Source organism: Bradyrhizobium sp. USDA 3240, assembly GCF_054063295.1.
On record NZ_JBSSGD010000002.1, the window covers coordinates 2383806 to 2406698 of the forward strand.

Genomic DNA, 22893 nt, shown 5'->3' on the forward strand with positions numbered 1-22893 from the left:
CAGTTCTTCGATTCTGTCGGCCCGTCTCAGGCCGCTTTGGCATCAGGCACCAGTTCGAGCACGCGATCGACATCGAGGACGACCATGAGCTGTCCGTCGAGGCGGTGAACGCCGCCGGCGAGCCTGGCCATGCGGGGATCGAGGTTGACCGGGTTGTCCTGGCGGCTGTCGTCGGACAGCCTCAAGACCTCGCCGATCTGGTCGATCAGCAGGCCATAGGATTCACCGCGCTGGTCGACGCCGACCGCCATCGGCGGCTTGCCGTCGTCGGCCTTCGGCAGGCCGAGCCGGGCGCGCATGTCGACCACGGTGACGATGCGGCCGCGCAGATTGAGCACGCCGGCGATCTCGCTGGAGGCCAGCGGCACCCGCGTCAGCCGCTCCGGCATGAACACGTCCTGCACCCGCGAGATCGGCAGGCCGAACAGCTGTCCGCCGATCACCGCGGTGACGTATTCGGCCATCGCGCCTTCACTGGTCTCGGTCTTGCTGGTCATCAATTCGTTTCCTTGCATCCGGTCACGCGGCGCGGCGCAGTTCGGCGGTCTGCTCTTTCAGCGCCGCGATCAGCCCGGGACGGTCGAACTTGGCGACATAGTCGTGGAAGCCGGCCTGCCGGCCGCGCTCGATCGCCGCCGGCGACACCATCGCCGACAGCGCGATGATCGGCAGCCCGACGAGGTTGTGGTCAGAGCGGATGTTCTCGGCGAACTCAAAGCCGTTCATCTCGGGCATCTCGATGTCGGTCAGCACGACGTCGAAGGCCTGCCCCGAGCGCAGTGCGGCGAGCCCTTCCTGCGCATTCGGCGCGGTCCGCACCTTGTAGCCGGCGGCCTTGAGCACCGGCGCCAGCATGTTGCGGAAGAACGCACTATCGTCGACCAGCAGCACCGACTGCGCCGACGCCGACGGGCGCATCTCCTTGCGCGAGAACCAGTCGGCAAACGCCATCGGCAGGAAGTGGCCGACGTCGATCACCTCGGTGGCCTGGCCCTTGATCACGGCCGAGCCGAGGATGCCGTCCTGGGAGCCCGCGACCTCGATGTTGAGCCGCTCCTCGACGATGTCGATGATCTCGTCGACCACGAGCCCCATCGAACGGCCGTCGTCGGCGAACACCAGGATCGGCTGCGCGCCTTGGGTCTGCACCTCGACGCCTATCATCTGCACCAGCGGCATCAGCTGCTCGCGGTACTGCACCATGTAGCGGCCGTTGGAGAGCTCGATCTTGTCGGTTGCGATCTCCTCGAGCCGCGTGACGAGGCCGAGCGGCACCGCCTTGGGCTGGCTGGAACCGGCGCGGAACACCAGCAGCGAGGTCAGCTGCTCGCCGCTTGAGGCATGCGCCGCGGCATTGTCGTCGGCCATGTCATGGGCCGAGGAGCCGGAGGCGCCGAGCGCTTTTGCAATGCCGTTGGGGTCGATGATCATGATGACGGCACCATCGCCCAGGATGGTGTTGCCGGAGAACATGTCGATGTGGCGCAGCTTGGTCGACATCGGCTTGACCACGATCTCCTCGGTGTGGAACACGCCGTCGACCACGATGCCAAAAGTCTGGCTGCCGACTTGCGTGACCACGATGAAGCTGTTCTCGGCATCGGAGGTCGCGCCGTCGTCGATCTTGAGCAGCTTCTTGAGATGGATCAGCGGCAGCAGCTTGTTGCGCAGCCGCAGCACCGCGGTGTCCTTGATCCGCTCGATGCGGTGCTCGGAGTTGGCGCGGGCCCGCACCAGCTCGACCACGGACAATTGGGGAATCGCAAAGCGGTCGCCGCCGGCTTCCACGATCAAGGCGGAGACGATCGCCAGGGTCAGCGGGATCTTGATGGTGACCGAGGCGCCCTCGCCGGCCACGCTCTTGATGTCGATGGTGCCGCCGATCTGGTCGATATTGGTGCGCACCACGTCCATGCCGACGCCGCGGCCGGACACCGAGGTCACTTGCGCTGCGGTCGAGAAGCCCGGCGCGAAGATGAACTTGTGGATCTGGGCTTCTGTCATCTTCTCCAGCTCGGCCTCGGTGACGAGACCGTTCTGGAGCGCCTTGGCCTTGATCCGCTCGGTGTTGAGCCCGCGGCCATTGTCGGCGATGCAAATGATGATGTGGCCGCCTTCGTGATAGGCGGACAGGCGAATGGTGCCCTGCTCGGGCTTGCCGCTGGCGACCCGCTCGGCGGTGGTCTCCAGGCCATGATCGGCGGAGTTGCGCACCATGTGCGTCAACGGATCCTTGATCAGGTCGAGCACCTGGCGGTCGAGCTCGGTGTCGGCGCCGTGCATCTCCAGCTCGATCTGCTTGCCGAGTTCGCCGGAGAGATCGCGGACGATGCGCGGCAGCTTCTGCCAGGCATTGCCGATCGGCTGCATGCGCGTCTTCATGACGCCTTCCTGCAGCTCGGCGGTGACGTTGGAGAGCCGCTGCAGCGGCACCTTGAACTCGGTATCCTCGTTGCGCCGGGAGATCTCGAGCAGCTGGTTGCGGGTCAGCACCAGCTCGGAGACCATGGTCATGAGGTGTTCGAGGGTATCGACATTGACCCGGATCGACTGGTTGGCGATCTTGTCGCCTTCCTGGACAACATCCTCGGCGGCGGCCTTGCGGGCCGGCTTCTTCGCGGCCTCGGCCGGCTCGGCTGCGGGGGCAGCGGCGACGGGCTTCGCGACCGGCGCAGGTGCCGGTGCAGCCAGTTCGGTCTCGGTCTCGCGGAAGGCGCGCTCGAGCTCGTCGAGCGAGACCTCGCCCGGACGCAGCGGACGCTCCAGCGTCTGCACCACCAGCGTGCCTTCGGTCATTGCCGCCTGCACGGATGGAGATTCAACGACTGGCATATCTTCAGCAGCAGTCTCGCCGGCAGCCATCGCGGCCATGCCGCGCTCGACCATCGCCTCGAGCTGATCGATCAGATCGCGGTCGTTACCCTCGGGCTCGGCCTCGGTCGCCTCGAGCCCGCCGAGGATCTCCTTGATGCGGTCGATCGAGGACAGGATCAGCGTCACGGCTTCCGCTTTCACCGGCATGCCGTCGCGGAATTTGCCCATCAGGGTCTCGCCGGCATGCGCCAGCGCTTCCAGCCGCGGCAGCCCGAGGAAGCCGCAGGTCCCCTTGATGGTGTGCACAAGGCGGAAAATGTTGTCCAGGATCTTCGCGTTGTTCGGATCCTGCTCGAACTGCACCAGCTGGTTGTCGACCGTATCCAGGCTCTCGCTGCTCTCCGTCAGGAACTCGCGCAACAGATCGTCCATGAAACCAACCTTCGAAAAACGCCGAAAACACTGCGGCGCGCGACATCGACGCGCCGGCCGGAACTTAGGTCAGCTTCTCCGCAAAGCGTTTAAGTTTGGTTGAGTAATTGGAAAAGAACGGGATCAACAAAGAGATAAGACCGCACGATCGAATCGTGCGGCCGGTCGTAACCTTTGCTTAATGATGTTCCCGCAGCCGCGTTCAGGACGCCAGGATAATGACCTTGTCGCCGTCGAGCGCGAGCGTCACTTTCAACCCGCAGGCATCAGCCAAGAGCCGCGTGTAATGCGGCTGCACGGCATGTGCATCGACCGTGTTCGACGAGCTTGCATTGAGCAGGTCGACGATGTTCTGCGGCACCCGCGCATGGAGGCCCGCGGCCAGGATGCGGAAGCTCATCGTCTCGCCCTCGCCGACCGGATCGATGGTTAGCGTGCCGCTACGCGGAATCGTCTGCTGCGCGATGACCAGCATGTTCAACAGCAGCTTGACCCGGTTCTTGGGCAGCAGCAGCCGCGGCAAATTCCAGGTCAGCGTCACCTTGCCGTCCTCGATATGCCCCTTCGCCATGTTCTGGGCATCGCCGAGGTCGATCTGCGCGCCGGAGGAACCGGCCGCACCGAACGCCAGCCGGCAGAACTGCAGCCGCGCCGAAGCGGTCTTGGCGCTCTTGCGGATCAGATCGAGCGCGAACTCGCGGTCTTCGGGCTTGGGATTGTCGTCAAGGACCTCAAGCCCATTGACGATCGCGCCGACCGGGCTGATGAGATCGTGACAGACCCGCGAGCACAGCAACGCTGCGAGTTCGAGTGCATCGGGAGCGGGAGCGGGAGACGAAGTGCCAGACATCAATTGTTTCCTGGAAAGCCGCACGCCGCGGGAGGAGTGCGAATCACGCATGCCTGTGGGCTTGATACACCGCTCAGACGGATGCTGCCAGCTTGCGGCGGGACTGATAAAGCATGATCCGGAACAGCGGAAACCGGTTTTCCGAAAAGATCATGCTCAAACAAGGGGATGAGATCGCGATGCGATGCCTTGCATCGCATCGTGATCTCAGGGAATACAAACAGGATATGAGACCCGCCCATGAATAAGGCACAGCCGTCCCTGATCGGCTGCGAAGCTGCCGCCACGCTGCTCGAATCGCTGACCGAACTGGTGATCCAGGCCGGCGAGGCTATCCTTGCGGTCAACCGATCCGCGATGAATGTCACCGGCAAGAGTGACGGATCGCCGGTCACCGAGGCCGATCTCGCCGCCGACCACATCATCGTCGAAGGGCTGACGCGGCTGACGCCGCATGTGTCGCTGCTGTCGGAGGAGCGCGTTCATCTGGCGACGCCGCCCTACAAGGACAGTTTCTTCCTGATCGATCCGCTCGACGGCACCAAGGAGTTCGTCGCCGGCCGCAACGAATTCACCGTCAATGTGGCGCTGGTCACGCAGGGCGTGCCGCTGCTCGGCATCGTCGGCGCGCCCGCGCTCGGCTTGATCTGGCGCGGCATCGTCGGCAAGGGTGCGGAGCGGTTGACGCTGCAGAATGGCGCGGTTTCGCAGGCGATGCCGATCAATAGCCGTCCGTGCCCGCCACGCGGCGCGCCCTGGACCGTTGCGGTCAGCCGCTCACATGGCGATGCGCGCACCGAAGCCTTCATCGACGAACGCAGCGGCGCGGTGCGCGCCGTGCTGGGCTCGGCCGTCAAGTTCGGCCGTGTCGCAGAGGGCGAGGTCGATATCTATCCCCGCCTCTCGCCGACATCAGAATGGGATGTGGCGGCCGGTCACGCGGTCGTCGTTGCCGCCGGCGGCAAGGTGACCGATTCGAACGGGCGCCCATTGCATTTTGGGTTAGGTCGCGAAGACTTTCTGGTGCCCGAATTCATTGCGTGGGGCGACCCGTCCGCGGCGGCGTGATTATTGCGCGAGACTTTCTTCCAGCTGGGGCCAGCGCGCCGCAGCTTCCTTCAGGAAGCGCGCGGGATCGGCGGCGAAGGCATCGCGGCTATGTTCCCGGTTGAACAGATAAAGCCTGTTGCCGACGACGGCCCAGAATCGCGGATTGCCGGCGCAGGTCACGCCCCGCACCAGATCGGTCGGATCGTAGCCGCCGAACTGCGGGCCGTAGACTTCAGGATGCGCGACGAACGAAGCGCGGTTGCCTTCGTTGCGGAAGCGCCAGACCGCGCCGCTGACGGCGGCCTCGTATTCCTGCCGCCCCTGGGTGGCGGCAGCATCGGTGAAATAGGCAACGGGATCGAATCCCTCGATCGCAAGACCAGAGTAGCGGTTCGTCACCACGCGCTCGGTCGTCGTGGCCTGAACAGGCAAAGAGGGCCCGATGGCCGTCAAAATGCCCGCCAACAGGCCGAAAAAGGCCATGCCCCGGCACGATCCATATCTTTCCTGCCGTTGTGCCGTCATAGTTGATACCGATAACATCCGAGTCGAGGGGACACCGGGCGCAACCTAGAGCCGTGCCTGTTGGCATCAGGTTAAAGGGCAGCGCCCGGATTTCGATAGCAGGGGTTCTTTATGACTTTCGCATCACGCCTTGCCGCGGTCGCGTTCGCCGCGCTGATGTGCTGGAGCGCAGGGGCGTCCGCGCAGCAGGGCCCACCACCGCAATATCCGCCGCCGCAGCGTGAGCCGACACCGTATACTTACGGGCCCGACGAACTGGTCGGCGCCGGACACAAGTTCTTCGGCAACGTCTCGCGCGGGCTCGCCTCGGTGATCGAGCGCGCGGTCAGCCAATGGGGCCTGCCCAACGGCTATGTGCTCGGCGAGGAAGGCTCAGGTGCTTTCGTGGCCGGGCTGCGCTATGGCGAAGGCACGCTCTACACCAAGAACGCCGGCGACCTCCGGGTCTATTGGCAGGGTCCTTCGGTCGGCTTCGACTGGGGCGGCGACGGCGCCCGCACCATGACGCTGGTCTACAATCTGCCCTCGACGCAGGCGATCTATCAGCGCTTCGTCGGCATCGACGGTTCGGCCTATATCGTCGGCGGCTTCGGCATGACGGCGCTGACCGCCAACAACATCGTGCTGGTCCCGATTCGCTCGGGCATCGGCTTGCGGCTCGGCGCCAGCGTCGGTTATCTCAAATTCACCCCGCGCGCGACCTGGAACCCGTTCTAGATCGCTGCGCCGATCGGGTGATTGCGCCGGGCGCTCCGGGACGGTTAGCGATTCAGGTTAACGCGGCAAACGGGCTGGCCTTTGGCCGGCCCGCCGTGGCATTGTGATTAACAAATCCTTCTTTCCTTCTGCTTTCTTTGGAGTGACCCTTCATGATCGAGCCGATCATGTACGCGGCGATCGGTTTCCTGATCTCGATGCTGTGTGGCCTGATGATCGTTCCGCTGGTGCATAACCGGGCGGTGCGGCTGACCACGCGCCGCATGGAGGCGGCGACCCCGCTGTCGATGGCCGAGATCCAGGCCGACAAGGACCAGCTCCGCGCAGAGTTCGCGATGTCGGCCCGCCGGCTCGAGATGAGCGTCGACCAGCTCAAGAGCAAGACCACGAGCCAGCTCGCCGAGCTCGGCAAGAAGACCGATGCGATCAACCGCATGAAGATCGAACTCGGCGAGAAGAACGCCGCGATCTTCGCGCTGGAAGCGCGCGAGAAGGCGATGAAGGAGCAGCTTCGCGCCACCGAGGAAGAGTTTTCCGCCAAGACCGAGCTGTTGCGCAACGCCGAGCAGGCGCTGACCGACAAGCAAAGCGAGCTTGGCAAGATCAACGCCGAGCTCAACGACCGCGCGATGACGGCGGACAGCCGCCAGGTCGAACTGGTCGCGGTGCGGACCCAGGTCGAGGAGTTGAAGAACCGTGTCGGCGATGCCGCCAGGGAGTTCGCGGCAACCGAAGCCCGCCTCGCCCAGGAGCGCAACCAGTCGGAGACCGCAACGCGCGATCTCACCGACGCGCGCGGACGGGTCGAGAATCTGAGCCAGCGGGTCACCGATCTCGACCGCCAGCTGATCGTCCAGGTCAAGGAAGCCGAGATGCTCGGCAACCGCGTCACCGACCTCGAGACCCGGCTTGCGACCCAGGGCAAACTGCTCGCCGAGCGCGAGTTCGAGAACGGCCAGCTCAAGCAGGCCAACGCCGCCGCCGAGCGGACGCTGCAGGAGCTGCGCGAGGAGGTCGCCGCGACCAGCGGCGGCAAATCGTCCGTGCTCGAGAAGCTGCGCCAGGAGAAGGCTGCCGTCGAGGAGCAGCTGCGCATCGCCCGCGACGATCGCGGCAAGCTGCAGCGCGACATCAACGCGATCCAGCAGCAGGCCGAGAGCTCCTGGGCGACCGAGCGGATGGAGAACGCGCTGCTGCGCGAGCGCATCAACGACATCGCCGCCGAGGTGGCCAAGCTCGCGATCCAGCTCGAAGGCCCCAATTCGGCGATCGAGGCGATGCTGGCCGCGGAGCCGACCGTGCCGGCCAAGGCGGCGGCCAAGCCCGCAAACGGTGCCGCAAATGGCGTCCCGCCGGGCAGCGGGATGCCGGAAGGCGGCGGCACGCTCGCCGAGCGCATCCGGGCCCTGCAGTCACACGCCTCCCGCGCCCGCCAGCAAGGTGCCTGATTCCCGCAGGGTTTGGCTTGACACCCCTACCCGGCACTTCGTAAATCGCACGCTCTGACGAAGCGCCCATTTTCGATCGGCCGGCAACGGCCCTTGGTACGTCAGATCCCGGACGCATAGCTCAGCGGGAGAGCGTTCCCTTCACACGGGAGAGGTCCAAGGTTCGATCCCTTGTGCGTCCACCATTCCCCTTTCTGAAGCGCCGGGTGCGAACGATTGTCGACATTCTGGCGCCCTTCGGGGACGCCTCATCAAAAATGTCGAAAACAACCCCATGCAAAGTAGCTGACGGCCCGGCCAATCCGGCTCACTGCCGGCGGCGCTGCGGCGCAGATGATGGATTGGTGTTGCGCCGGCCGAGTTCGCCGAGCAGGTCGCGAACCGCGCCGTCGAGTTCGTCCGGCGGCGGGGTGGCTTGATCGGCGGATTGCGTGACGGTCGGCCGATACCAGCCGCGGGCGGAGATGTCGTCATTCGCGGCCCGGACCGTCGGTGCGTGCACGCGTAGCGGCGACCGCCGTCTGCGGCGAGAGATCAGCTCGCGCACGCCGTACCCCGATACGAAGCCGATCCCGGTGACCAGCACGACAATCAGCAATTCCAGCATTGTGTCGTCCCACCATCGCCCTGCCGCAATGCAATAAGCGCGACAATGCGGCGGCGGCTTGACCGGGCCGGTTCCTTTTCACTGTGCCGAGCACAACGCTGACCCTCGGAGTCGTACGGGGTTTTGTTTGCAGGCCTCCTCGGCTACCTTCCCGGAACTCGCGGAGGCCGGGACGTCTCGATGCGCAAGGGCAACGACTACATTCTGAAGCTGCGGCCTTGGTCATTGTCGACATTCGTCGTCGCCCTGCTGGCCGTGGTGTTCGCCACCGCGACGCAGGAGATGTTCGCAAGCTTCGGCATGCAGTTCTATTTCGCGGCCTTCGTGCCGGCGATCCTGATCGCCGGGCTGATGGGCGGCGCGCCTGCCGGCGCCTTCGCCACCATCATCACGGTACCGATCGTGTGGTGGGTGTTCATGCCCCCCTATTTCGAGTTCGCCTGGCCGACGGCCGACGACTATGACAGCATCGCGACGTTCCTGCTGTCGAGCGCGCTCCTGCTCGGCTTCTCGCAGCTCTACCGGGAAGCGCTGGCCATTCTGCGGAAATAGCTGACCGTCGCAGGCCGCGACCGCCCCGCCAGCGCCGGCAAGCCGGTTGCCTGCACCGATCGTTTGCCCTCAGATCCCGAACATCCAGACCGCGACGACGGTGGCCAGTGTCGCCAGCCCGCTGATGGTCCAGCCCACCGTGTAGAACGTATCCTCGGGGGCGGTGTCGAGCACCGTATTGGTGGTTTCCGTCACTGATCGCCAACGCATGGCGCCTCTCCTCGGAACTCCTGCCCAGCGACATAACGCGGCTCGCGGTTCCCGGTTCCGGCCCTTTCGCGGCGACTGCGCCGTTCACGCACAGCTCACGGACTGCTGATCGCCGCCGCGGAACCTGCGACATTCTGTCCCGTTGAGGGGCGCCGGAAACCAACTTGGGAGAACCATCCGATGCGAACACTGATCCTCGCCGCCACGGCGCTTGCCTTCGTCTCGTCCACCGCGCTCGCGCAGGACAAGGCCGCCAGCCCGGCACCCGCAGCGCAAAGCGGCGACACGGCGACCAAGGGCGAGACGACCAAAATGGCGCCGAAGAAGAAAGCGAAGACCGCCAAGAAATCGAGCGCCAAGGGGGGCACCAAGGCTGGCGCCGCCACGACCGGCGACGACGCGGCCAAGCAATAAACAGAAACAATCGCGGTGGCCGGTCACGAATCTGGCGATCACGGAAAAGGCCGCCCGAAGGCGGCCTTTTTGTTGCTGTCTCGGTGCGGATGCCGCCTCGCCCATCGCGTCGCGATCAAATGCGCCGGCCGCTTGGGGCAGTGAGTGTTGGGGCCGTGAGAACTGAATTCAAGTGCGGGAGAGGGAGCGAAAGAGGCGCAGAGCCGATAATCCGCACCGCCATTGGATCGTTCTGAAAATTGACCACCAGCTCCAGAAATTGCTCCACCTCCCGCACCTTCTGTTGTGACGCGCGTGCAGCGGCAACGCATGATCCAAACGGGCTATCACTGCGGTGCGTTGGAAGATTCATCGACAGGCCTAATGCTGAGCGCCGTCGTCGCGCCTGCCTGCGAGCCCGCTCTCGCGTATCCGCGCCGCAAACCAGCGCGACGTGGCGCTGTCGACGGCGCCGCCGGCATAGATTTCGGAAAAGCTCACGCCGTTCTGTCCGACGATCACCAGAATGCCCATCGCATAGGCAAACCACACATTCGGATCGGTCAGCGCCTGCAGCTTGCGTTGATCGTGCTCGAGCGGCTGGTGGTTGCTGTCCTTGCGCAGCTCAATGGCCAGCAGATTGTTCGGGATGTCGCGCTGATGCACGACGATATCGGGATAGATCGACTTGCCGAGATGGTCATCGGTCGAGCTCCCCGAGCCACGCGGCAGCCGCAGCGTGCGCTCGCCGAGCCGATCATAGTTGCAGTCGATCTGCCAGCCGGGAAACTGCCGCTCGACATAGACCGCCAGCCGGTGAGTGAGCGTTCGCTCGCCGAGATCGCGCTCCAGCAGGAATGTCTCCTGCGCGTAGAATTCCTCGATCGCGGCGATCACCTTGTTCAGCTCGGTCTGCATTGGCGCCTCCGACTGGACTAAAGCGCGATGAGGTCAGGTTGATCCATCATCGCGCTTTGGCTCTTTTGTTTGAGCATGATCTCCGCGCAAACGCATCGCGCTTGTCGCAGGGAGAACCGCTTCGCACTTTGCGCTAACGCGGCCGTTCCGGTCCGGATCCTTCTCGGCCGCCGCCGCGGCCCCGCAACAGCGCTGCTACACCTGCACTTCGATCAGCCGCGGGCCCGGCTCGGCGATGGCTTCCGCCAAGGCCTTGTTGAACTCGTCCGCGGTGGTCACCGCCCGGCCCGGCACGCCCATGCTCTTGCCGAGCGCGACGAAATCCAGCGTCGGGCTGTCGATCCTCAGCATGTCCTGCGCCCGCTTGCCCGGTTCGCCGGCGCCGACGCCATCGAACTCGCCGCGCAGGATCTGGTACATGCGATTGGCGAACACGATGGTGACGATGTTGAGCCCTTCGCGCGCCTGCGTCCACAGCGACTGGATCGTGTACATCGCGCTGCCGTCGCCGACCATGCAGATCACCTTGCGGTCCGGACAGGCGATCGCGGCGCCGGTCGCGACCGGCGTCGAATAGCCGATCGAGCCGCCCAGGTTCTGAATCCAGTCGTGCGGAGCGGCGCTCGCCGTCAGCGGAAAGAAACCGCGCCCGGTCGTGATGGATTCGTCGACCAGGATGGCATTGTCAGGAACCGCAGCCGCGATCGCCTGGGCGATCGACGCGTGGTTCAAGGCACCCGTCGGCTTCACCAGTTCGACGGTAGCCTGCGGCTTCACATCGGCCGGCTTGGCGCCAACCGCCGAGGCCAGCGCCTGCAGCGCCGCCACCGAATTCTCCCCGCTCGAGGTCATGCGATGCACCTCGCATCCCTCCGGCTTCAGCAGGCTCGGCTTGTTCGGATAAGCGAAGAACGCGACAGGTTCGTTGGCTTCGACGAGAACGATGTGCCGAAAGCCCTTCAGCGCCGCGAGCGCCAGCTCGACCACGTAAGGCACCCGCTCGATCGAAAACCGCCCGCGTCCGCGCGCCATCCGCGGGCTCGCCAGCTGACCCATGACCTTGCAGCCAGTCTTGCCGGCGATCTGCGCCGCCAGCGCCAGCCCCGGCTCTGTCACCGCGCTGCCGGTCATCAGCAGCAATGTCGGTTCACCGCTGCGCAGCACCTTGGCGGCGCTCTCGACGGCCTGTGGCGAATAGTTCCGGCGCTGCGATTCCACAGGCACCTGGGCCACCTCGTCGGCCTCATTCCACGCGGTGTCGGCAGGCAGGATCAAGGTCGCAACCTGCGGCGGTGCGCCGCTGGCGGCGGCGATTGCGGCCGCGCCATCACGGGCGACCGACCTGGCGTCCGGCGAGGTGCGCACCCAGGCCGACATCGGCCGTGCCAGACCTTCGATGTCTGATGTCAGCGGTGCGTTGTATTCGATGTGATAGGTGGCGTGCTGGCCGACGATGTTGACGATGCCGGAATGCGCCTTCTTGGCGTTGTGCAGATTGGCGAGGCCGTTGGCAAGGCCGGGCCCGAGATGCAGCAGCGTCGAGGCGGGCGTTCCCTTCATGCGGAAATAGCCGTCGGCCGCACCGGTCACCACACCTTCGAACAGGCCGAGCACGCAGCGCATGCCGGGCACCTTGTCCAGTGCTGCGACGAAATGCATCTCCGAGGTGCCCGGATTGGTAAAGCAGACGTCCACGCCGCCCGCGACCAACGTCCGCACCAGACTTTCCGCACCGTTCATGCTCACGCTCCCGTTTCGAGATGTTCTTGAGGTCGCTTCAGAGCATGATCCGATTGAAGCGGACCATGCTGGTATCCCTTGTTTGGTCGCGTTTCTTGACGCGAACCGGTTTCCACTTCGCTGGAAAACGCTCCAGATCAACCATTCTTCGTCCGCTTCGTCAAAGGTTTGGCGGGACAATGCAGGTATCGCTTCCGGTCTGTTGCCTTTTTAAACCGTCTTGCTCGAAAGTGCATAAAGTCACGGCTTCGTCGCTTGCGAAAGGCCGGCGATTGTGGCCTTTTTGGCTGCATATTTGATTGTTCGCGAGGACGATGACGATGCGCCCGATTGCCTTGATGTTTGCCGCGCTCACGATCCTGGCAGGTGCCGGCCAGGCCCAGGCCCAGCTCTTCGACTCCCGGGGCTACCAGTCCGAAGCCCCAAGCTTCTTCGGCGGTGGCGGCGCCAGCCCGATCCCGCGCACCACCGTCAACTACGAGACCAACTATGCCCCCGGTACCATCGTGGTGAACACCGCCGAGCGCCGGCTTTATCTGGTGCTGGCCAACGGCCAGGCGCTGCGCTACGGCATCGGCGTCGGCCGCGATGGCTTCCGCTGGGGCGGTGTCCATCGCATCAGTGCGAAGAAGGAATGGCCGTCCTGGACGCCGCCGTCGGACATGCTGCGTCGCCGCCCCGATCTGCCGCGCCACATGGCCGGCGGCATCGAGAACCCGCTCGGCGCGCGCGCGATGTATCTCGGCTCGACGCTGTATCGCATCCACGGCTCGAACGAGCCCGAGACGATCGGCCAGGCGGTCTCGTCGGGCTGCTTCCGCATGACCAATGAGGACGTCAAGGACCTCTATGATCGCGTCTCGGTCGGCGCCACCGTGGTGGTGAAGAACTGATCGCGTCGATTTCGACGGAACCAGGCGCTGCCACCCGGCAAGATCGCTGATCTTGCCTTGCGCTGCCGGGCGCATTGCGGCAGCGTGGTTCGAATGCGCCAACCTTGCTCGCCGATCCTGCTGCTGCTCGCCGCGGCGCTCACCACTTCGCTCACCGACGCCATCGTACCGGCGACGGGTGCAGAGATTCCGGCCATCACCTCGCGCCAGCGCAACGAGAAGAAGGTCTTTACCGACGCCGAGATCCTCGAGGGCTTTCTGAAAACCGCGTTCGGCGCCGAATATCATCTCGCCGGCCGAGTCGACCGCATCCGCAAATACGACAGACCGGTGCGCGTGTTCGCCGACGGCAACCGCGCCGACCGCAAGGTCCAGCTCGCCAAGGTCATCGCCGACATCCGAGCCAAGGTACAGCATCTCGACATCGCGATGACCGAGGACAACGACGCGGCCAATGTCGTGGTCAAGCTGGTGCGCGACCGTGAGCTCTATCGCACCATCGCGACCTTCTACGGCCAGGAGCGCGCCAAGGAGATCCGCACCTCGCTCGACCCGCAATGCCTGTCCGGCTTCCGCAAGAACGAGAACTACGAGATCGAGCATTCCGACGTCATCCTGACCGTCGACAATGGCGATTTCGTCTTCCTCGACTGCGCCTATGAGGAGCTGCTGCAGTCGCTCGGCCCGATCAACGACACTGCGACCGTGCCGTGGACCATGTTCAACGACAGCGTCTCGATGGGCTTTTTCGACGTCTACGACCAATACCTGCTCAACCTGCTCTACGACCCCCGCATCAAGCCCGGCATGAACGTGCAGGAGGTCAAGGCCGCTCTGCCCGAAGTGCTCACCGACGTCCGCGCTTGGGTGGCGAAGGTGAACCATCTGGAGTGAGGGTGGCTGTCATCGGTGCATTGTGCTCGCCAGGAACACCGCTGTCGTCCTGGCGAAGGCCAGGACGACGATGAGGATAGGTCTCGACTCCACCGGTCAAACAGCTTGTTCAGTGTCATCACCCGCGCATGCGGGTGATCCAGTATTCCAGAGACAGCCGTGCTTGAGCCGAGAAGCCGCGGCGTACCGGATCGCCCGGTCGAGCCAGGCGATGACAGTTGTGGATGAGGACGCAGCTTCGCATTCTCGCGCAACGCGCGCGTAAGAGACGCACCAGCGGCAGGGTTCCCTCCCCCTTGACCTTGCCCCTGCGGCCGCCTCCATAGAGGTGCGGTCAGACCATGCGAGGTGATTCGATGAATGCTCCTGCTGCCCGTTTCCTCAGCCCGTCCGAAGCTGCAAGGCAGCTCGGAATTTCGGCGAAAGCGCTGCGCCTTTACGAGGAGCGCGGCCTGATCGCGCCCGGCCGCACGCCGGCTGGATGGCGTGCCTATGGTGTGGCCGAGATGGCGCGCGGCGCCGAGATCGTCGCGCTCCGCGCGCTCGGCCTCAGCATCAATGAAGTGGCGCGAATCCTGAGCGGCGACGCCGTCATCCTCGATCGCGTGCTGGCGGCGCACGAGGCCTCGCTCGAAGCGAGCATTCGCCAATCCGGTGACAGCATCGCCAGGGTGCGCCAGCTGCGCGCCGACCTCGGCAGCGGCAAGGTGCCCGAGACGAGCGATCTCATCGGGGCGGTCAGGGCGCGGCCGGCGATCGGCATCGCGTTCGATCTGCCGTGGCCGTGGGGCGGCGAGCGCTTCGAGTTGCGCGACATCAAGCTGCTGAACTACATCGTCGGCCCGCTCGGCAGCGGCAAGACGCGCCTCGCGCAGCGGCTCGCCGAAGTGCTGCCCGACGCCAGCTTCATGGGGCTGGAGCGCACCGCCGACGGCGGCGCGGCGGTTCGCGCGCGGCTCGCTGCCGACCCGGCGCACAAGGCGAGGGTCGAGGCCAGTCTTGCCGGCCTCCTCGCCGACGGCGCGGTGGACTCGGCCGCGCTGACCACCCTGCTCGCCGCGCTCGAGGCCGACGGCGACGCGATCCTGGTGATCGACATGCTCGAGCACGGGCTCGATGCCGCCAGCCAGGAAGCCGTGATCGCGCATCTGCGCCGCCGCGGGCCCGAGGCGCGGCCGCTGTTCTTCCTGACACGCTCCAGCGCGATCCTGGACCTCGACGCGGTCGGCGACGATGAAGCGATCATCCTGTGCCCCGCCAATCACAGCCGGCCGATCTGCGTCACGCCCGTGCCCGGTGCTCCCGGCTATGAAGCGGTCGCGACCTGTCTCGCCTCGCCGGAGGTGCGCGCGCGCACCGCAGGCATGGTTGCGTGGCGGCCATCCTGATTTCTCGCATTGGTTGTATTATAATCACGCGACAAGGTCGGATGCACGGCAGGAAAAGTGTGCTATAAGCTCACACAATGACCGAGCTTCCCCGTACCCAGGCCTTGCGTTGCTTCATCACGGTTGCCCGTGAGGGCACTGTATCGCGCGCTGCAGCGATGCTGAAACTGACCCAGCCGGCGGTCAGCCTGCAACTGAAGGCGCTGGAGGAAAGCACCGGACTGCAGCTGTTCAACCGCACCCCCAGCGGCTTCACGCTGACCGAGGCCGGCGCGGCGCTGCTGCCGCTGGCGCACCGGGCGGTGGCCGCAGCATCCGACTTCAAGGCGATGGCGGATTCGCTGAACGAGGCGCAGCGCGGAACGCTGCGCGTCGGCACCATCCTCGACCCCGAATTCACCCGGCTCGGGCCGTTCGTGCGCAGCCTTGCGATGTCCTCGCAGCGCACCGAAGTGTTTCTGCGCCATGGCGTCAGCGACGACGTGCTGGCGCAGATCGGCCGCGGCGAGCTCGACGTCGGCTACTATGTCGACGCCACGCCGCCGGAGCAGCTCAACCATCAGAGCTTCACTGAGCGGACCATCGCCGACGGCCGCTACCAGTTGGCGCCGCTGCTCAGCTACCACTACCGCGTCATCGCGCCGATCGGCTGGCGGGACCGGGTGATCGGCAAGGACTGGGCGGAGCTTGCCGAGCTGCCCTGGCTTGCAACACCGCCGCATTCCGGCCACCGCCGGCTGCTCGACGACATCTTCCGTCCGCTCGGCGCCTTGCCAAAGCGGGTCGGCTACACCGATCAGGAAGAGGCGATGATCGACTTCGTCGAATCCGGCCTCTGCCTCGCCCTCGCGCGCGACAGCGTGCTGGCGCCGCGGATGGCACGCCCGCATCAGTTCGTGGTCTCCGACAAAGTGAAGCTCAGCTGCGATCTCTCGTTCGCCTGCCTCGCCGCCCGCCGCCAGGAGCCGGTGATCGCCCACGCCTTCGCAGCCGTGCGCGCGGTGTGGAATATCAAGCCGGCGATCGCCGGCGCCGGCGCGACCCGAACGCGCAAGGTCGCGAAGAACGTGTGACGCGAACGCTCGAAGAACCGCGCTCCCCGGTTCGAGCTTGCTTAGAAGCGGTAGTCGAGAATTGCCGGAAACAAATCATCCAGGCATCGTCGGCCTTATAACCTTGGATTTTGAGCCGGCAAGTCGTGCTATTCACGTACCTCTGATCAACGCGGCCGCCTTGGAAAGGGCTACGGCATGACGTCGTTAGTAGAGAAAATCACACTCGCGATTGCCGCATTGCTGATATCGATCCCGATTGCTGCGCGAGCTCAGTCGACTGATCCAGCCACTGAGAGGAACGCAATCGACAAGCTGATGCATGAATATTTTGAGACGTACAGCCGCGGCGACATGGCTGCAGTGGCACAAGACATCAGCATTCCCTTCGTCATAGCAGGATCGCAGGGCTTCACCGCCTTTTCGACGAGGGATGAGGCGATGGATTGGTACAAGAAGTATCGCGAAGCGGCGGTCAAGCAGGGATATGCAAAGACGGAGTGGATTGATTTCGGAGTGAAGCTCCTTGGCCCTACGCATGCCATCGCAGGTGGTACATACGTGCGTTACAAGTCGGACGGTAGCGAGCTTAACAGATCAGGCGGGACCTATTTGTTGAGCAAGATAGATGGCGCCTGGAAGATTGGTGTGAATTTGGGTTATCCCGCGAAAGATGCCTTTCGACTCGAGTAGCTGTGATCGCCCGCAGGATACAGTCAGCAACATGGCTTGAGCAGGACCGGTCGGAGATATTGGCCGTTACGGCCCGTCACACTATGGTGTGACGCTGGGGGTTGTTGCCCGGCGTGGACGGCAGCGGAGCGAGAGACGGTTTCGTGAGAAGATATCGAAGCTCGCGCATCACCGCGTTCTGCGCCGCGCTTGCGATGCTGGCGCTGGATCAGCTGACCAAGCATTGGGCCCTTCGATCGCTGGAAACCGGCGCCACCGTCAAGCTGCGCGGTCCCGTTGATCTCACCCTCGTGTTCAATCGCAGCAACGCTTTCGGTCTCGTTCCCGACTACGGTGCGTTGTCGCGGTGGGTGCTCGCGTCCATCGGCCTTGCCGCAGCGGCGGCCCTGCTCGGATCCATCCTGCGGCGATCGACGTCGACCATCAACGCCTTCGGATTCGCCTTGATCGGCGCCGGAGCCGCCGGAAATGCGATCGACCGTCTTCGATTGGGTGCCGTCGTCGATCTGTTCGATGCCTCGAAACTTCGATTTGTCTGGATCTTCAACGTCGCCGACGTTTCAATCGATTTGGGAATCGCGCTTATTTTGCTTGCTGTGCTGCTGCCGCCGCCGGAAGCGCCCAAGGCAGAGGCAGCAGGCCTCGGCGACAGCTAGGCTGAAACCCTAGGCTGCGGCGACCAGCGGCCGAATCATCTCCGCCATTGCCGGCACCAGCGACGGCGCCTCGCAATCCTGCAGAGCAAGCTCGTTGACGAGTTGGCGCAGCTTTGGCGGCAAATCGGCGTAATCGTCGCGCAGCACGTAGCGCAGCCGCTCGCCGATCTCTTCGCAGATGGCGCGCGCGTGCTCCGCCGCGATCGGATGATGCTCAATCATGGACGTGCACCGCTTGCGACGAGCGCGCGCCGTCCAACTGCACGCCTGCAACCACGGATCCCGCATGCCGAGATGCGATCAAGACGAGGATCCGAACAATGCTGAACATGGTTCGTACTCCCTTTTCCCGCTCTTCATTAACAGGAGGACGTTGCCGCCCGATTAGGGAAACTGGTTCCCGCGACCTTTACGGGATTGGTAAACGCGAGGTTCAGAAGTGCGCCGCAGCCGCTAGTGGCGCCGCCATCCGGGCCTGGCGGCGCGTGCCCTTCCAAGGCGCAGCCCGGATGTCCCCAATCAGGGGGACAGACGCATCAGGCGGAATCAATATGATGCGAAACCGGACGCCGGTCGGCTATCATCCGCCGCACTGACACAAAAAGAACCTGCTGGGAGGAATTGCAATGAAGCTGGCCATGGCCGGACTCTGGGTACTCGCGGGCGCGCTGCTGGTTGCGCCGGACGCGCGTGCCGACATCAAGGTCGGCGTCGTGGTGTCCGGATCCGGGCCGGGCTCGGCGCTCGGCCAGCCGCAGATGCGCACCATCGCCGCACTGCCGAAGGAGATCGGCGGCGAGAAGGTGGTCTATATCGCGCTCGACGACGAGTCCGATCCCACCAAGGGCACGCAGAATGCCCGCCGCCTCGTGATCCAGGACGGCGTCGACATCCTGATCGGCTCCTCGCTGACCCCCGTGACCATGCCGATGCTCGACGTCGCCTTCGAATCCAAGACGCCGATCATCTCTCTGGCGGCAGCGACCGCGATCGTGCGGCCGATGGACGAGCGCCGCCGCTGGGCGTTCAAGGTGGTCCCCAACGACGACCTGATGGCGGCGGCGATCCTGAAATACATCGCGAAATCCGGCATCAAGACGCTCGGCTATATCGGCGTGTCCGACGGCTATGGCGAAGGCTACTACAGTGAGGTGTCGCGGCTGGCACCCACGCTCGGCCTCACCGTCACGACGCATGAGGTCTATGCGCGCGCCGACACCAGCGCGATGGGCCAGGCGCTGAAGGTGATCGCGACCAACCCGGAGGCGGTGTTCATCGCGTCCGCAGGCACGCCGGCCGTGCTGCCGCAGGAGGCGCTGCGCAGCCGCGGCTATGCCGGCAAGATCTTCCAAACCCATGGCGTTGCGTCGGAGGAGTTCATCAAGCTCGGCGGCGCCAATGTCGAAGGTGCGATCTTCACCGGCGAGGCCTTCACGATCGCCGACGATCTACCGGCGGGCGATCCGTTCCGCCAGGCGCGCGACGAGTTCGTGTCGTCCTACGAGAAGGTCAACGGGCAAAAGCCGAACATCTTCGGCGCCCACCTGTGGGACGCCGTCACGCTGTTCAAGCGGGCGGCGGCGAGCGCGCTGAAGACGGCAAAGCCCGGCACGCCGGAATTCCGCGCCGCGCTGCGCGACGAGCTCGAGCGCGGCAAGGACGTCTATCTGAACAACGGCCTCTCGACGATGAGCCCGACCGATCATAATGGCTATGACGAGCGGTCGGCGTTCCTGATCAAGGTCGAGGGCGGCAAGTTCAGGCTGGTGAAGTAGCGGTTGGAAAATGGGTCAGTCGCCGCCCCAGCGCCAGCGCGGCGGCTCGCCCTTCCACCAGCACACCGCGATGAGCAACAGGCTCAGCACGACCACGCAGGCGATGAAATGCGCCGGAGACTGCGGCAGGTTCATCGCGCCGCCGACCGCGACCAGCGCCACGAATCCTGCCAGAACCGACCAGCCCTGCCAATTGTTCGGAGGTCCCCAGCCCCAGCCGTAGCGCTTGGCGGGAAACCAGTATCCGTCGTTACGCGGCATGGGAATTGCTCCAGTCTCGAAATCCCAATTCCGAAAATCGTTGGCTTCACACCTTGCCCTTGCCCGATCCGCAGATGCTCTTCAGCGCCTGCCATTCGGCTGATGACAGCAGCGGCTGGCCGTTGGCCGGGCCGGCGGCATCGGCCTTGTCCATGCGCGCGAGGCGGTCCTCGGTCAGTGGATGGCTGGAGACCAGCGAGAGCCCCTTGCCGCCTTCCTTGCCGGTGACGCGGAACATCAGTTCACCCATCGGCTTGGCCGGACGGCCGAGCTTGTGCATGGTTTCGATCGCAAAGGTGTCGGCATCGGTCTCGGCGTCGCGCGAATAGGATGACGTCACCAGCGAGCGCGAGGCGAACACCAGCGCGCCGGACCCGGTGATGTCGCCGAACAAGAGCCCGATCAGGAACGAGGTGCCGCCATTGTGGATCAGTTCGCGCATGCTGTCGCGGTGGCGGAGATGGCCGAGTTCGTGCGCCAGCACGCCGGCGATCTCGTCGGGGTTCTCGGCCTTCTCCAATAGCCCCTCGAACAGATAGACCTTGCCGCCCGGCAGCGCGAAGGCGTTCGGCACCGAGGTCGCCAGCACGCCCGACTGCACCGAATTGTCGAGGCCCGCGGTCTCCCGCAGCTTGCCGACCAGCTTCTCGAATGCCGCTTGTCCTGCCACGTTGCTGCACGGCTTGCCGTCGAACACCACCTTGACCTGCGCCTCCGCGACGTCGCCGAGCCGTCGCTCGAAGGAATCCGGCACCAGCGGCGTCAGCCGCTCGGCGGCGAGCGGCACGCCGAACAGCACCACCATCACGATCGACACCGCGGCCGCGAGCGACCAGCCGACGATGCCGGCGACGCCCTTGCGGTTCGGCAGGTCCTGCTCGAGCCTGTCGCAGCGCGCGACCAGCGCCGCCATCAGCTGCGCGTCGCGGATTTCGAGCCGCGCCAGACTAGGCGCGGTCAGGCAGCTCAGCCGCAACAGACCGGATGGGCTGTCGGCGCGGCGGATGTCGGCAAACGCCCAGCGCGCGAGCAGCGTTCCGTCTTCCCTGATCTCCAGCGCATCGGACAGTTTGAGCGCGACGAAGCGCCGGCGGCTCGATGCACCGTCGAAGAACACCGCGCCCGGGACCGGCGGCGCCGCGGAATTGGCCTGGCTGACGTCGGCTTCCATGGCGCTAGAATCCCGCGACGTCGAGGCCGTCGGCGAAACCTTCGCCGAGCGCATTGGCGAGCTCGCCGCGCGCGGTGACGTTGGCGGCCGCCTCGATGTTGTGCACGATGGTCGACGACAGCACCCGGACCCAGAGGTCGCGCATCAGATAGACCCGCATCACCACGTTCATCGCGAGCGCAAGGGCAAGATAGCCGATGCCGAGCAGGGCCATCAGGGGAATGCTCCTGGCAAACGCCTCGGTCCTGAAGAAGTCCGCGATCGAGGAGCCGTTGATGCTGGCGGCCAGGAAGATGCAAAGCGCGAGATAGGCCGAGAACAGCGTGCCGAGCATTATGGCCCAGCCGATCACCTTCCAGTACAGCCCGATCAGCGCGCTGCGGCGCATGGTGGATTCCAGCCTGACCTCGCCGAAGCGGATGCCCGACAGCCACCAGCGCCACTCGATCGCCTTGAACGCCGCATAGGCGAACGGGCCGAACACCGAGACCAGCGCGAACGGCATCAAGAGCCAGAGCCACCAGCCGCGCTTGAAGAAATCCCAGCCGCGGCCCTCGAACGAGCCTTGAAGATCGCCGTAATAGGAATGCCGCATCTTGTAGCGCTCGAGCGCCGCCTCGCGCCACGGCAGCGCCAGGCCGAGCGTGATCACGACCAAGAGGCCCCACAGCGAGGCCTTCAGCGCATAGATCCAGCCCGAGCCGCTCATCCAGAAGCGGACGCCCCGCCACACCGTGCGGGTCAGCCGATAGCGCCGCGCGCGATAGATCGCGAACTGGCCGAACAGATAGAAGAAGGCGACCAGCGGCAACGAGGCGAACGCCTTGAGATGCTCGGCCTCGATGCCGATCAGGAAGTATCCGAGATAGATCGGCATCAGGATCGCCAGCGCGACCAGAAAGCCGATCAGGAGCTCCTTGCCACGGCCGGTATATTCCGGCGCGTCGCCGTCGATCACAGTGTTCGACCAAAGGTGACGGCGGATGTCGGTGGTGAGCCAGAACCGGTAGAAGCCGAGCGTGACGAGTTCGAGCCCTGCGCCGCGCGCGACCAGGCGGAAGAACTCGTTCCGGGTCCCTGAAAACGCCACCGGCATCGGCGGCGGAACCGGTTGCGGGGGCGGCTGCGGCGGCCCCGGCGGGGTCCAGCTCATGTCGTTCACGGGATAGCTCCAGGACGGGACAATCTCTGCGCATCAAAAGCACAGGTTTGTCGCTGCGAGTGTGATCCAGGTTTCACAGGAGGTCGAGAGCGCGGGCGCCGGATTTGGCGGGTTGCGGTTGGCGTTGCCTTAAAGGGACTGCTGGAGATCGGCCGCTAGCCGAACTGCCGCCCCTTTCCCGTCCCCGGGTCACGAGCTTCGAACCCAAAGCGGCAATTTGCCGACTTAACCGACAGGCCGAACGGCCGCCGCAGGAGCGAGGAAATCCCAGCGATGATCAAATGGATATTGTCGGCGTGCTTTTTGGCGCTGACCGCAGCTCCCGCCGCTGCCGTCGACGTGCGGCTGGATTCCTATCGCAATCCGAAGAATGAGAACTTTCGCATCTTCAATCATATGTACCTGGATGGCGTCAGGGGCGGCCTGATGGCCTCCAATGCCTGGTTGACACGGCACGGCGGACAATTGCTGTTCTGCATGCGGGGCGACCTCGCGCTGAGCAGCGAACAGACCGAAGAGATCATGCTCAAGTCGGCCGACAAGCGGTCCGCGAAAGGCGAGATGGTGGTCGCTCTCCTGCTGCTCTGGGGCCTGCAGGACACCTACCCCTGCGAAAAGCCCGCCAGCCAACAGGCGGCGCCCGCACCGGCCGATTAAATCAAACGCCGTTTCAAACGGCGTTGGCCGCCGCC

Annotated in this window: 25 protein-coding genes and 1 tRNA gene; 14 read left to right on the plus strand and 12 right to left on the minus strand. The window is 64.9% G+C overall.

The annotated features are described in order from the left end of the window. Window positions 1-26: 26 nt before the first annotated feature. From ACVIGA_RS11985 to chpT, 3 genes are all read right to left on the minus strand, one after another. Window positions 27-497 (minus strand): chemotaxis protein CheW, encoded by a 471-nt coding sequence (locus tag ACVIGA_RS11985; protein ID WP_456666541.1) that lies wholly within the window; start codon window positions 495-497, stop codon window positions 27-29. A gap of 22 nt (window positions 498-519) precedes the next feature. Then, a complete protein-coding gene (locus ACVIGA_RS11990) occupies window positions 520-3246 on the minus strand; it encodes a hybrid sensor histidine kinase/response regulator (RefSeq protein ID WP_456666542.1) in 2727 nt (908 codons plus the stop codon). A 202-nt stretch (window positions 3247-3448) separates the two neighbouring features. Beyond that, a complete protein-coding gene (chpT, locus tag ACVIGA_RS11995; protein WP_456666543.1) occupies window positions 3449-4096 on the minus strand; it encodes a histidine phosphotransferase ChpT in 648 nt (215 codons plus the stop codon). A gap of 240 nt (window positions 4097-4336) precedes the next feature. Here chpT and cysQ point away from each other — a divergent pair, with 240 nt between their 5' ends. Further along, window positions 4337-5164, plus strand: a complete 828-nt coding sequence (gene cysQ, locus ACVIGA_RS12000) for a 3'(2'),5'-bisphosphate nucleotidase CysQ (RefSeq protein WP_456666544.1) — start codon at window positions 4337-4339, stop codon at window positions 5162-5164. Here cysQ and ACVIGA_RS12005 read toward each other — a convergent pair whose 3' ends face one another. Further along, window positions 5165-5629 (minus strand): YHS domain-containing (seleno)protein, encoded by a 465-nt coding sequence (locus ACVIGA_RS12005; protein ID WP_456666545.1) that lies wholly within the window; start codon window positions 5627-5629, stop codon window positions 5165-5167. It abuts the gene before it with no gap. A 153-nt stretch (window positions 5630-5782) separates the two neighbouring features. On the opposite strand from ACVIGA_RS12005, the gene ACVIGA_RS12010 reads away from it, so the two are divergent. The 3 genes from ACVIGA_RS12010 (at window position 5783) to ACVIGA_RS12020 (ending at window position 8021) form a co-directional block, all read left to right on the plus strand. Continuing rightward, entirely contained in the window at window positions 5783-6388 is a 606-nt protein-coding gene (locus ACVIGA_RS12010; protein ID WP_223977581.1) for a DUF1134 domain-containing protein, read from the plus strand. A gap of 152 nt (window positions 6389-6540) precedes the next feature. Beyond that, complete coding sequence (locus ACVIGA_RS12015) at window positions 6541-7836, plus strand: hypothetical protein (RefSeq protein WP_456666546.1); 1296 nt, start codon at window positions 6541-6543, stop codon at window positions 7834-7836. Between the two features lie 110 nt (window positions 7837-7946). Continuing rightward, a tRNA-Val gene (locus ACVIGA_RS12020) sits at window positions 7947-8021 on the plus strand. Window positions 8022-8143: 122 nt separating this feature from the next. On the opposite strand, the gene ACVIGA_RS12025 is transcribed toward ACVIGA_RS12020, so the two are convergent. Continuing rightward, window positions 8144-8443: a hypothetical protein gene (locus ACVIGA_RS12025; RefSeq protein WP_456666547.1), complete on the minus strand. Its 300-nt coding sequence runs from the start codon at window positions 8441-8443 to the stop codon at window positions 8144-8146. A 180-nt stretch (window positions 8444-8623) separates the two neighbouring features. On the opposite strand from ACVIGA_RS12025, the gene ACVIGA_RS12030 reads away from it, so the two are divergent. Next, complete coding sequence (locus ACVIGA_RS12030) at window positions 8624-8995, plus strand: DUF4118 domain-containing protein (RefSeq protein ID WP_223977575.1); 372 nt, start codon at window positions 8624-8626, stop codon at window positions 8993-8995. Between the two features lie 69 nt (window positions 8996-9064). On the opposite strand, the gene ACVIGA_RS12035 is transcribed toward ACVIGA_RS12030, so the two are convergent. Then, a complete protein-coding gene (locus ACVIGA_RS12035; RefSeq protein WP_456666548.1) occupies window positions 9065-9205 on the minus strand; it encodes a hypothetical protein in 141 nt (46 codons plus the stop codon). A 180-nt stretch (window positions 9206-9385) separates the two neighbouring features. On the opposite strand from ACVIGA_RS12035, the gene ACVIGA_RS12040 reads away from it, so the two are divergent. After that, complete coding sequence (locus ACVIGA_RS12040) at window positions 9386-9619, plus strand: hypothetical protein (RefSeq protein ID WP_456666549.1); 234 nt, start codon at window positions 9386-9388, stop codon at window positions 9617-9619. 360 nt (window positions 9620-9979) lie between these two features. Here ACVIGA_RS12040 and ACVIGA_RS12045 read toward each other — a convergent pair whose 3' ends face one another. Both ACVIGA_RS12045 and ACVIGA_RS12050 read right to left on the minus strand, forming a co-directional pair. Then, complete coding sequence (locus ACVIGA_RS12045) at window positions 9980-10516, minus strand: hypothetical protein (protein WP_456666550.1); 537 nt, start codon at window positions 10514-10516, stop codon at window positions 9980-9982. A 195-nt stretch (window positions 10517-10711) separates the two neighbouring features. Beyond that, window positions 10712-12256 (minus strand): acetolactate synthase large subunit, encoded by a 1545-nt coding sequence (locus ACVIGA_RS12050; RefSeq protein WP_456666551.1) that lies wholly within the window; start codon window positions 12254-12256, stop codon window positions 10712-10714. Between the two features lie 320 nt (window positions 12257-12576). Between ACVIGA_RS12050 and ACVIGA_RS12055 the strand changes: the two genes are divergently transcribed. From ACVIGA_RS12055 to lspA, 6 genes are all read left to right on the plus strand, one after another. Continuing rightward, entirely contained in the window at window positions 12577-13149 is a 573-nt protein-coding gene (locus tag ACVIGA_RS12055) for a L,D-transpeptidase (RefSeq protein WP_374708099.1), read from the plus strand. A gap of 93 nt (window positions 13150-13242) precedes the next feature. After that, entirely contained in the window at window positions 13243-14043 is an 801-nt protein-coding gene (locus ACVIGA_RS12060) for a DUF2927 domain-containing protein (protein ID WP_456666552.1), read from the plus strand. A 356-nt stretch (window positions 14044-14399) separates the two neighbouring features. After that, on the plus strand, window positions 14400-15431 hold the full coding sequence (locus ACVIGA_RS12065; protein ID WP_456666553.1) for a MerR family transcriptional regulator: 1032 nt from the start codon (window positions 14400-14402) through the stop codon (window positions 15429-15431). Window positions 15432-15508: 77 nt separating this feature from the next. Next, window positions 15509-16504 carry a LysR family transcriptional regulator gene (locus ACVIGA_RS12070; protein WP_456666554.1) on the plus strand — a complete coding sequence of 332 codons (996 nt, stop codon included), beginning with the start codon at window positions 15509-15511 and terminating at the stop codon, window positions 16502-16504. A gap of 177 nt (window positions 16505-16681) precedes the next feature. Beyond that, a complete protein-coding gene (locus ACVIGA_RS12075; RefSeq protein ID WP_456666555.1) occupies window positions 16682-17176 on the plus strand; it encodes a DUF6841 family protein in 495 nt (164 codons plus the stop codon). Between the two features lie 143 nt (window positions 17177-17319). Next, on the plus strand, window positions 17320-17832 hold the full coding sequence (gene lspA, locus ACVIGA_RS12080) for a signal peptidase II (RefSeq protein WP_456666556.1): 513 nt from the start codon (window positions 17320-17322) through the stop codon (window positions 17830-17832). 9 nt (window positions 17833-17841) lie between these two features. Here the strand turns inward: lspA and ACVIGA_RS12085 are convergent, their stop codons facing one another. After that, window positions 17842-18054, minus strand: coding sequence for a hypothetical protein (locus tag ACVIGA_RS12085; protein WP_456666557.1), 213 nt, complete (start codon window positions 18052-18054; stop codon window positions 17842-17844). 404 nt (window positions 18055-18458) lie between these two features. On the opposite strand from ACVIGA_RS12085, the gene ACVIGA_RS12090 reads away from it, so the two are divergent. Further along, complete coding sequence (locus ACVIGA_RS12090; RefSeq protein WP_456666558.1) at window positions 18459-19607, plus strand: ABC transporter substrate-binding protein; 1149 nt, start codon at window positions 18459-18461, stop codon at window positions 19605-19607. 15 nt (window positions 19608-19622) lie between these two features. Here the strand turns inward: ACVIGA_RS12090 and ACVIGA_RS12095 are convergent, their stop codons facing one another. Genes ACVIGA_RS12095 through ACVIGA_RS12105 form a run of 3 tightly spaced genes read right to left on the minus strand, consistent with a single transcriptional unit; the run spans window position 19623 to window position 22192 of the window. Then, a complete protein-coding gene (locus ACVIGA_RS12095; RefSeq protein ID WP_456666559.1) occupies window positions 19623-19868 on the minus strand; it encodes a hypothetical protein in 246 nt (81 codons plus the stop codon). A 46-nt stretch (window positions 19869-19914) separates the two neighbouring features. Continuing rightward, window positions 19915-21039, minus strand: coding sequence for a M48 family metallopeptidase (locus ACVIGA_RS12100; RefSeq protein ID WP_456666560.1), 1125 nt, complete (start codon window positions 21037-21039; stop codon window positions 19915-19917). Between the two features lie 4 nt (window positions 21040-21043). After that, entirely contained in the window at window positions 21044-22192 is a 1149-nt protein-coding gene (locus ACVIGA_RS12105) for a DUF898 family protein (protein ID WP_456670789.1), read from the minus strand. Window positions 22193-22504: 312 nt separating this feature from the next. On the opposite strand from ACVIGA_RS12105, the gene ACVIGA_RS12110 reads away from it, so the two are divergent. Further along, window positions 22505-22858: a hypothetical protein gene (locus ACVIGA_RS12110; RefSeq protein ID WP_456666561.1), complete on the plus strand. Its 354-nt coding sequence runs from the start codon at window positions 22505-22507 to the stop codon at window positions 22856-22858. The last annotated feature ends 35 nt before the right edge of the window (window positions 22859-22893 follow it).

Bases quoted from the DNA above. Each gene is read 5' to 3' on its own strand.
- ACVIGA_RS11985 (WP_456666541.1), bottom strand. From the start codon at position 497: ATGACCAGCAAGACCGAGACCAGTGAAGGCGCGATGGCCGAATACGTC.
- ACVIGA_RS11990 (WP_456666542.1), bottom strand. From the start codon at position 3,246: ATGGACGATCTGTTGCGCGAGTTCCTGACGGAGAGCAGCGAGAGCCTG.
- chpT (WP_456666543.1), bottom strand. From the start codon at position 4,096: ATGTCTGGCACTTCGTCTCCCGCTCCCGCTCCCGATGCACTCGAACTC.
- cysQ (WP_456666544.1), top strand. From the start codon at position 4,337: ATGAATAAGGCACAGCCGTCCCTGATCGGCTGCGAAGCTGCCGCCACG.
- ACVIGA_RS12005 (WP_456666545.1), bottom strand. From the start codon at position 5,629: ATGGCCTTTTTCGGCCTGTTGGCGGGCATTTTGACGGCCATCGGGCCC.
- ACVIGA_RS12010 (WP_223977581.1), top strand. From the start codon at position 5,783: ATGACTTTCGCATCACGCCTTGCCGCGGTCGCGTTCGCCGCGCTGATG.
- ACVIGA_RS12015 (WP_456666546.1), top strand. From the start codon at position 6,541: ATGATCGAGCCGATCATGTACGCGGCGATCGGTTTCCTGATCTCGATG.
- ACVIGA_RS12025 (WP_456666547.1), bottom strand. From the start codon at position 8,443: ATGCTGGAATTGCTGATTGTCGTGCTGGTCACCGGGATCGGCTTCGTA.
- ACVIGA_RS12030 (WP_223977575.1), top strand. From the start codon at position 8,624: ATGCGCAAGGGCAACGACTACATTCTGAAGCTGCGGCCTTGGTCATTG.
- ACVIGA_RS12035 (WP_456666548.1), bottom strand. From the start codon at position 9,205: ATGCGTTGGCGATCAGTGACGGAAACCACCAATACGGTGCTCGACACC.
- ACVIGA_RS12040 (WP_456666549.1), top strand. From the start codon at position 9,386: ATGCGAACACTGATCCTCGCCGCCACGGCGCTTGCCTTCGTCTCGTCC.
- ACVIGA_RS12045 (WP_456666550.1), bottom strand. From the start codon at position 10,516: ATGCAGACCGAGCTGAACAAGGTGATCGCCGCGATCGAGGAATTCTAC.
- ACVIGA_RS12050 (WP_456666551.1), bottom strand. From the start codon at position 12,256: ATGAACGGTGCGGAAAGTCTGGTGCGGACGTTGGTCGCGGGCGGCGTG.
- ACVIGA_RS12055 (WP_374708099.1), top strand. From the start codon at position 12,577: ATGCGCCCGATTGCCTTGATGTTTGCCGCGCTCACGATCCTGGCAGGT.
- ACVIGA_RS12060 (WP_456666552.1), top strand. From the start codon at position 13,243: ATGCGCCAACCTTGCTCGCCGATCCTGCTGCTGCTCGCCGCGGCGCTC.
- ACVIGA_RS12065 (WP_456666553.1), top strand. From the start codon at position 14,400: ATGAATGCTCCTGCTGCCCGTTTCCTCAGCCCGTCCGAAGCTGCAAGG.
- ACVIGA_RS12070 (WP_456666554.1), top strand. From the start codon at position 15,509: ATGACCGAGCTTCCCCGTACCCAGGCCTTGCGTTGCTTCATCACGGTT.
- ACVIGA_RS12075 (WP_456666555.1), top strand. From the start codon at position 16,682: ATGACGTCGTTAGTAGAGAAAATCACACTCGCGATTGCCGCATTGCTG.
- ACVIGA_RS12085 (WP_456666557.1), bottom strand. From the start codon at position 18,054: ATGATTGAGCATCATCCGATCGCGGCGGAGCACGCGCGCGCCATCTGC.
- ACVIGA_RS12090 (WP_456666558.1), top strand. From the start codon at position 18,459: ATGAAGCTGGCCATGGCCGGACTCTGGGTACTCGCGGGCGCGCTGCTG.
- ACVIGA_RS12095 (WP_456666559.1), bottom strand. From the start codon at position 19,868: ATGCCGCGTAACGACGGATACTGGTTTCCCGCCAAGCGCTACGGCTGG.
- ACVIGA_RS12100 (WP_456666560.1), bottom strand. From the start codon at position 21,039: ATGGAAGCCGACGTCAGCCAGGCCAATTCCGCGGCGCCGCCGGTCCCG.
- ACVIGA_RS12105 (WP_456670789.1), bottom strand. From the start codon at position 22,192: ATGAGCTGGACCCCGCCGGGGCCGCCGCAGCCGCCCCCGCAACCGGTT.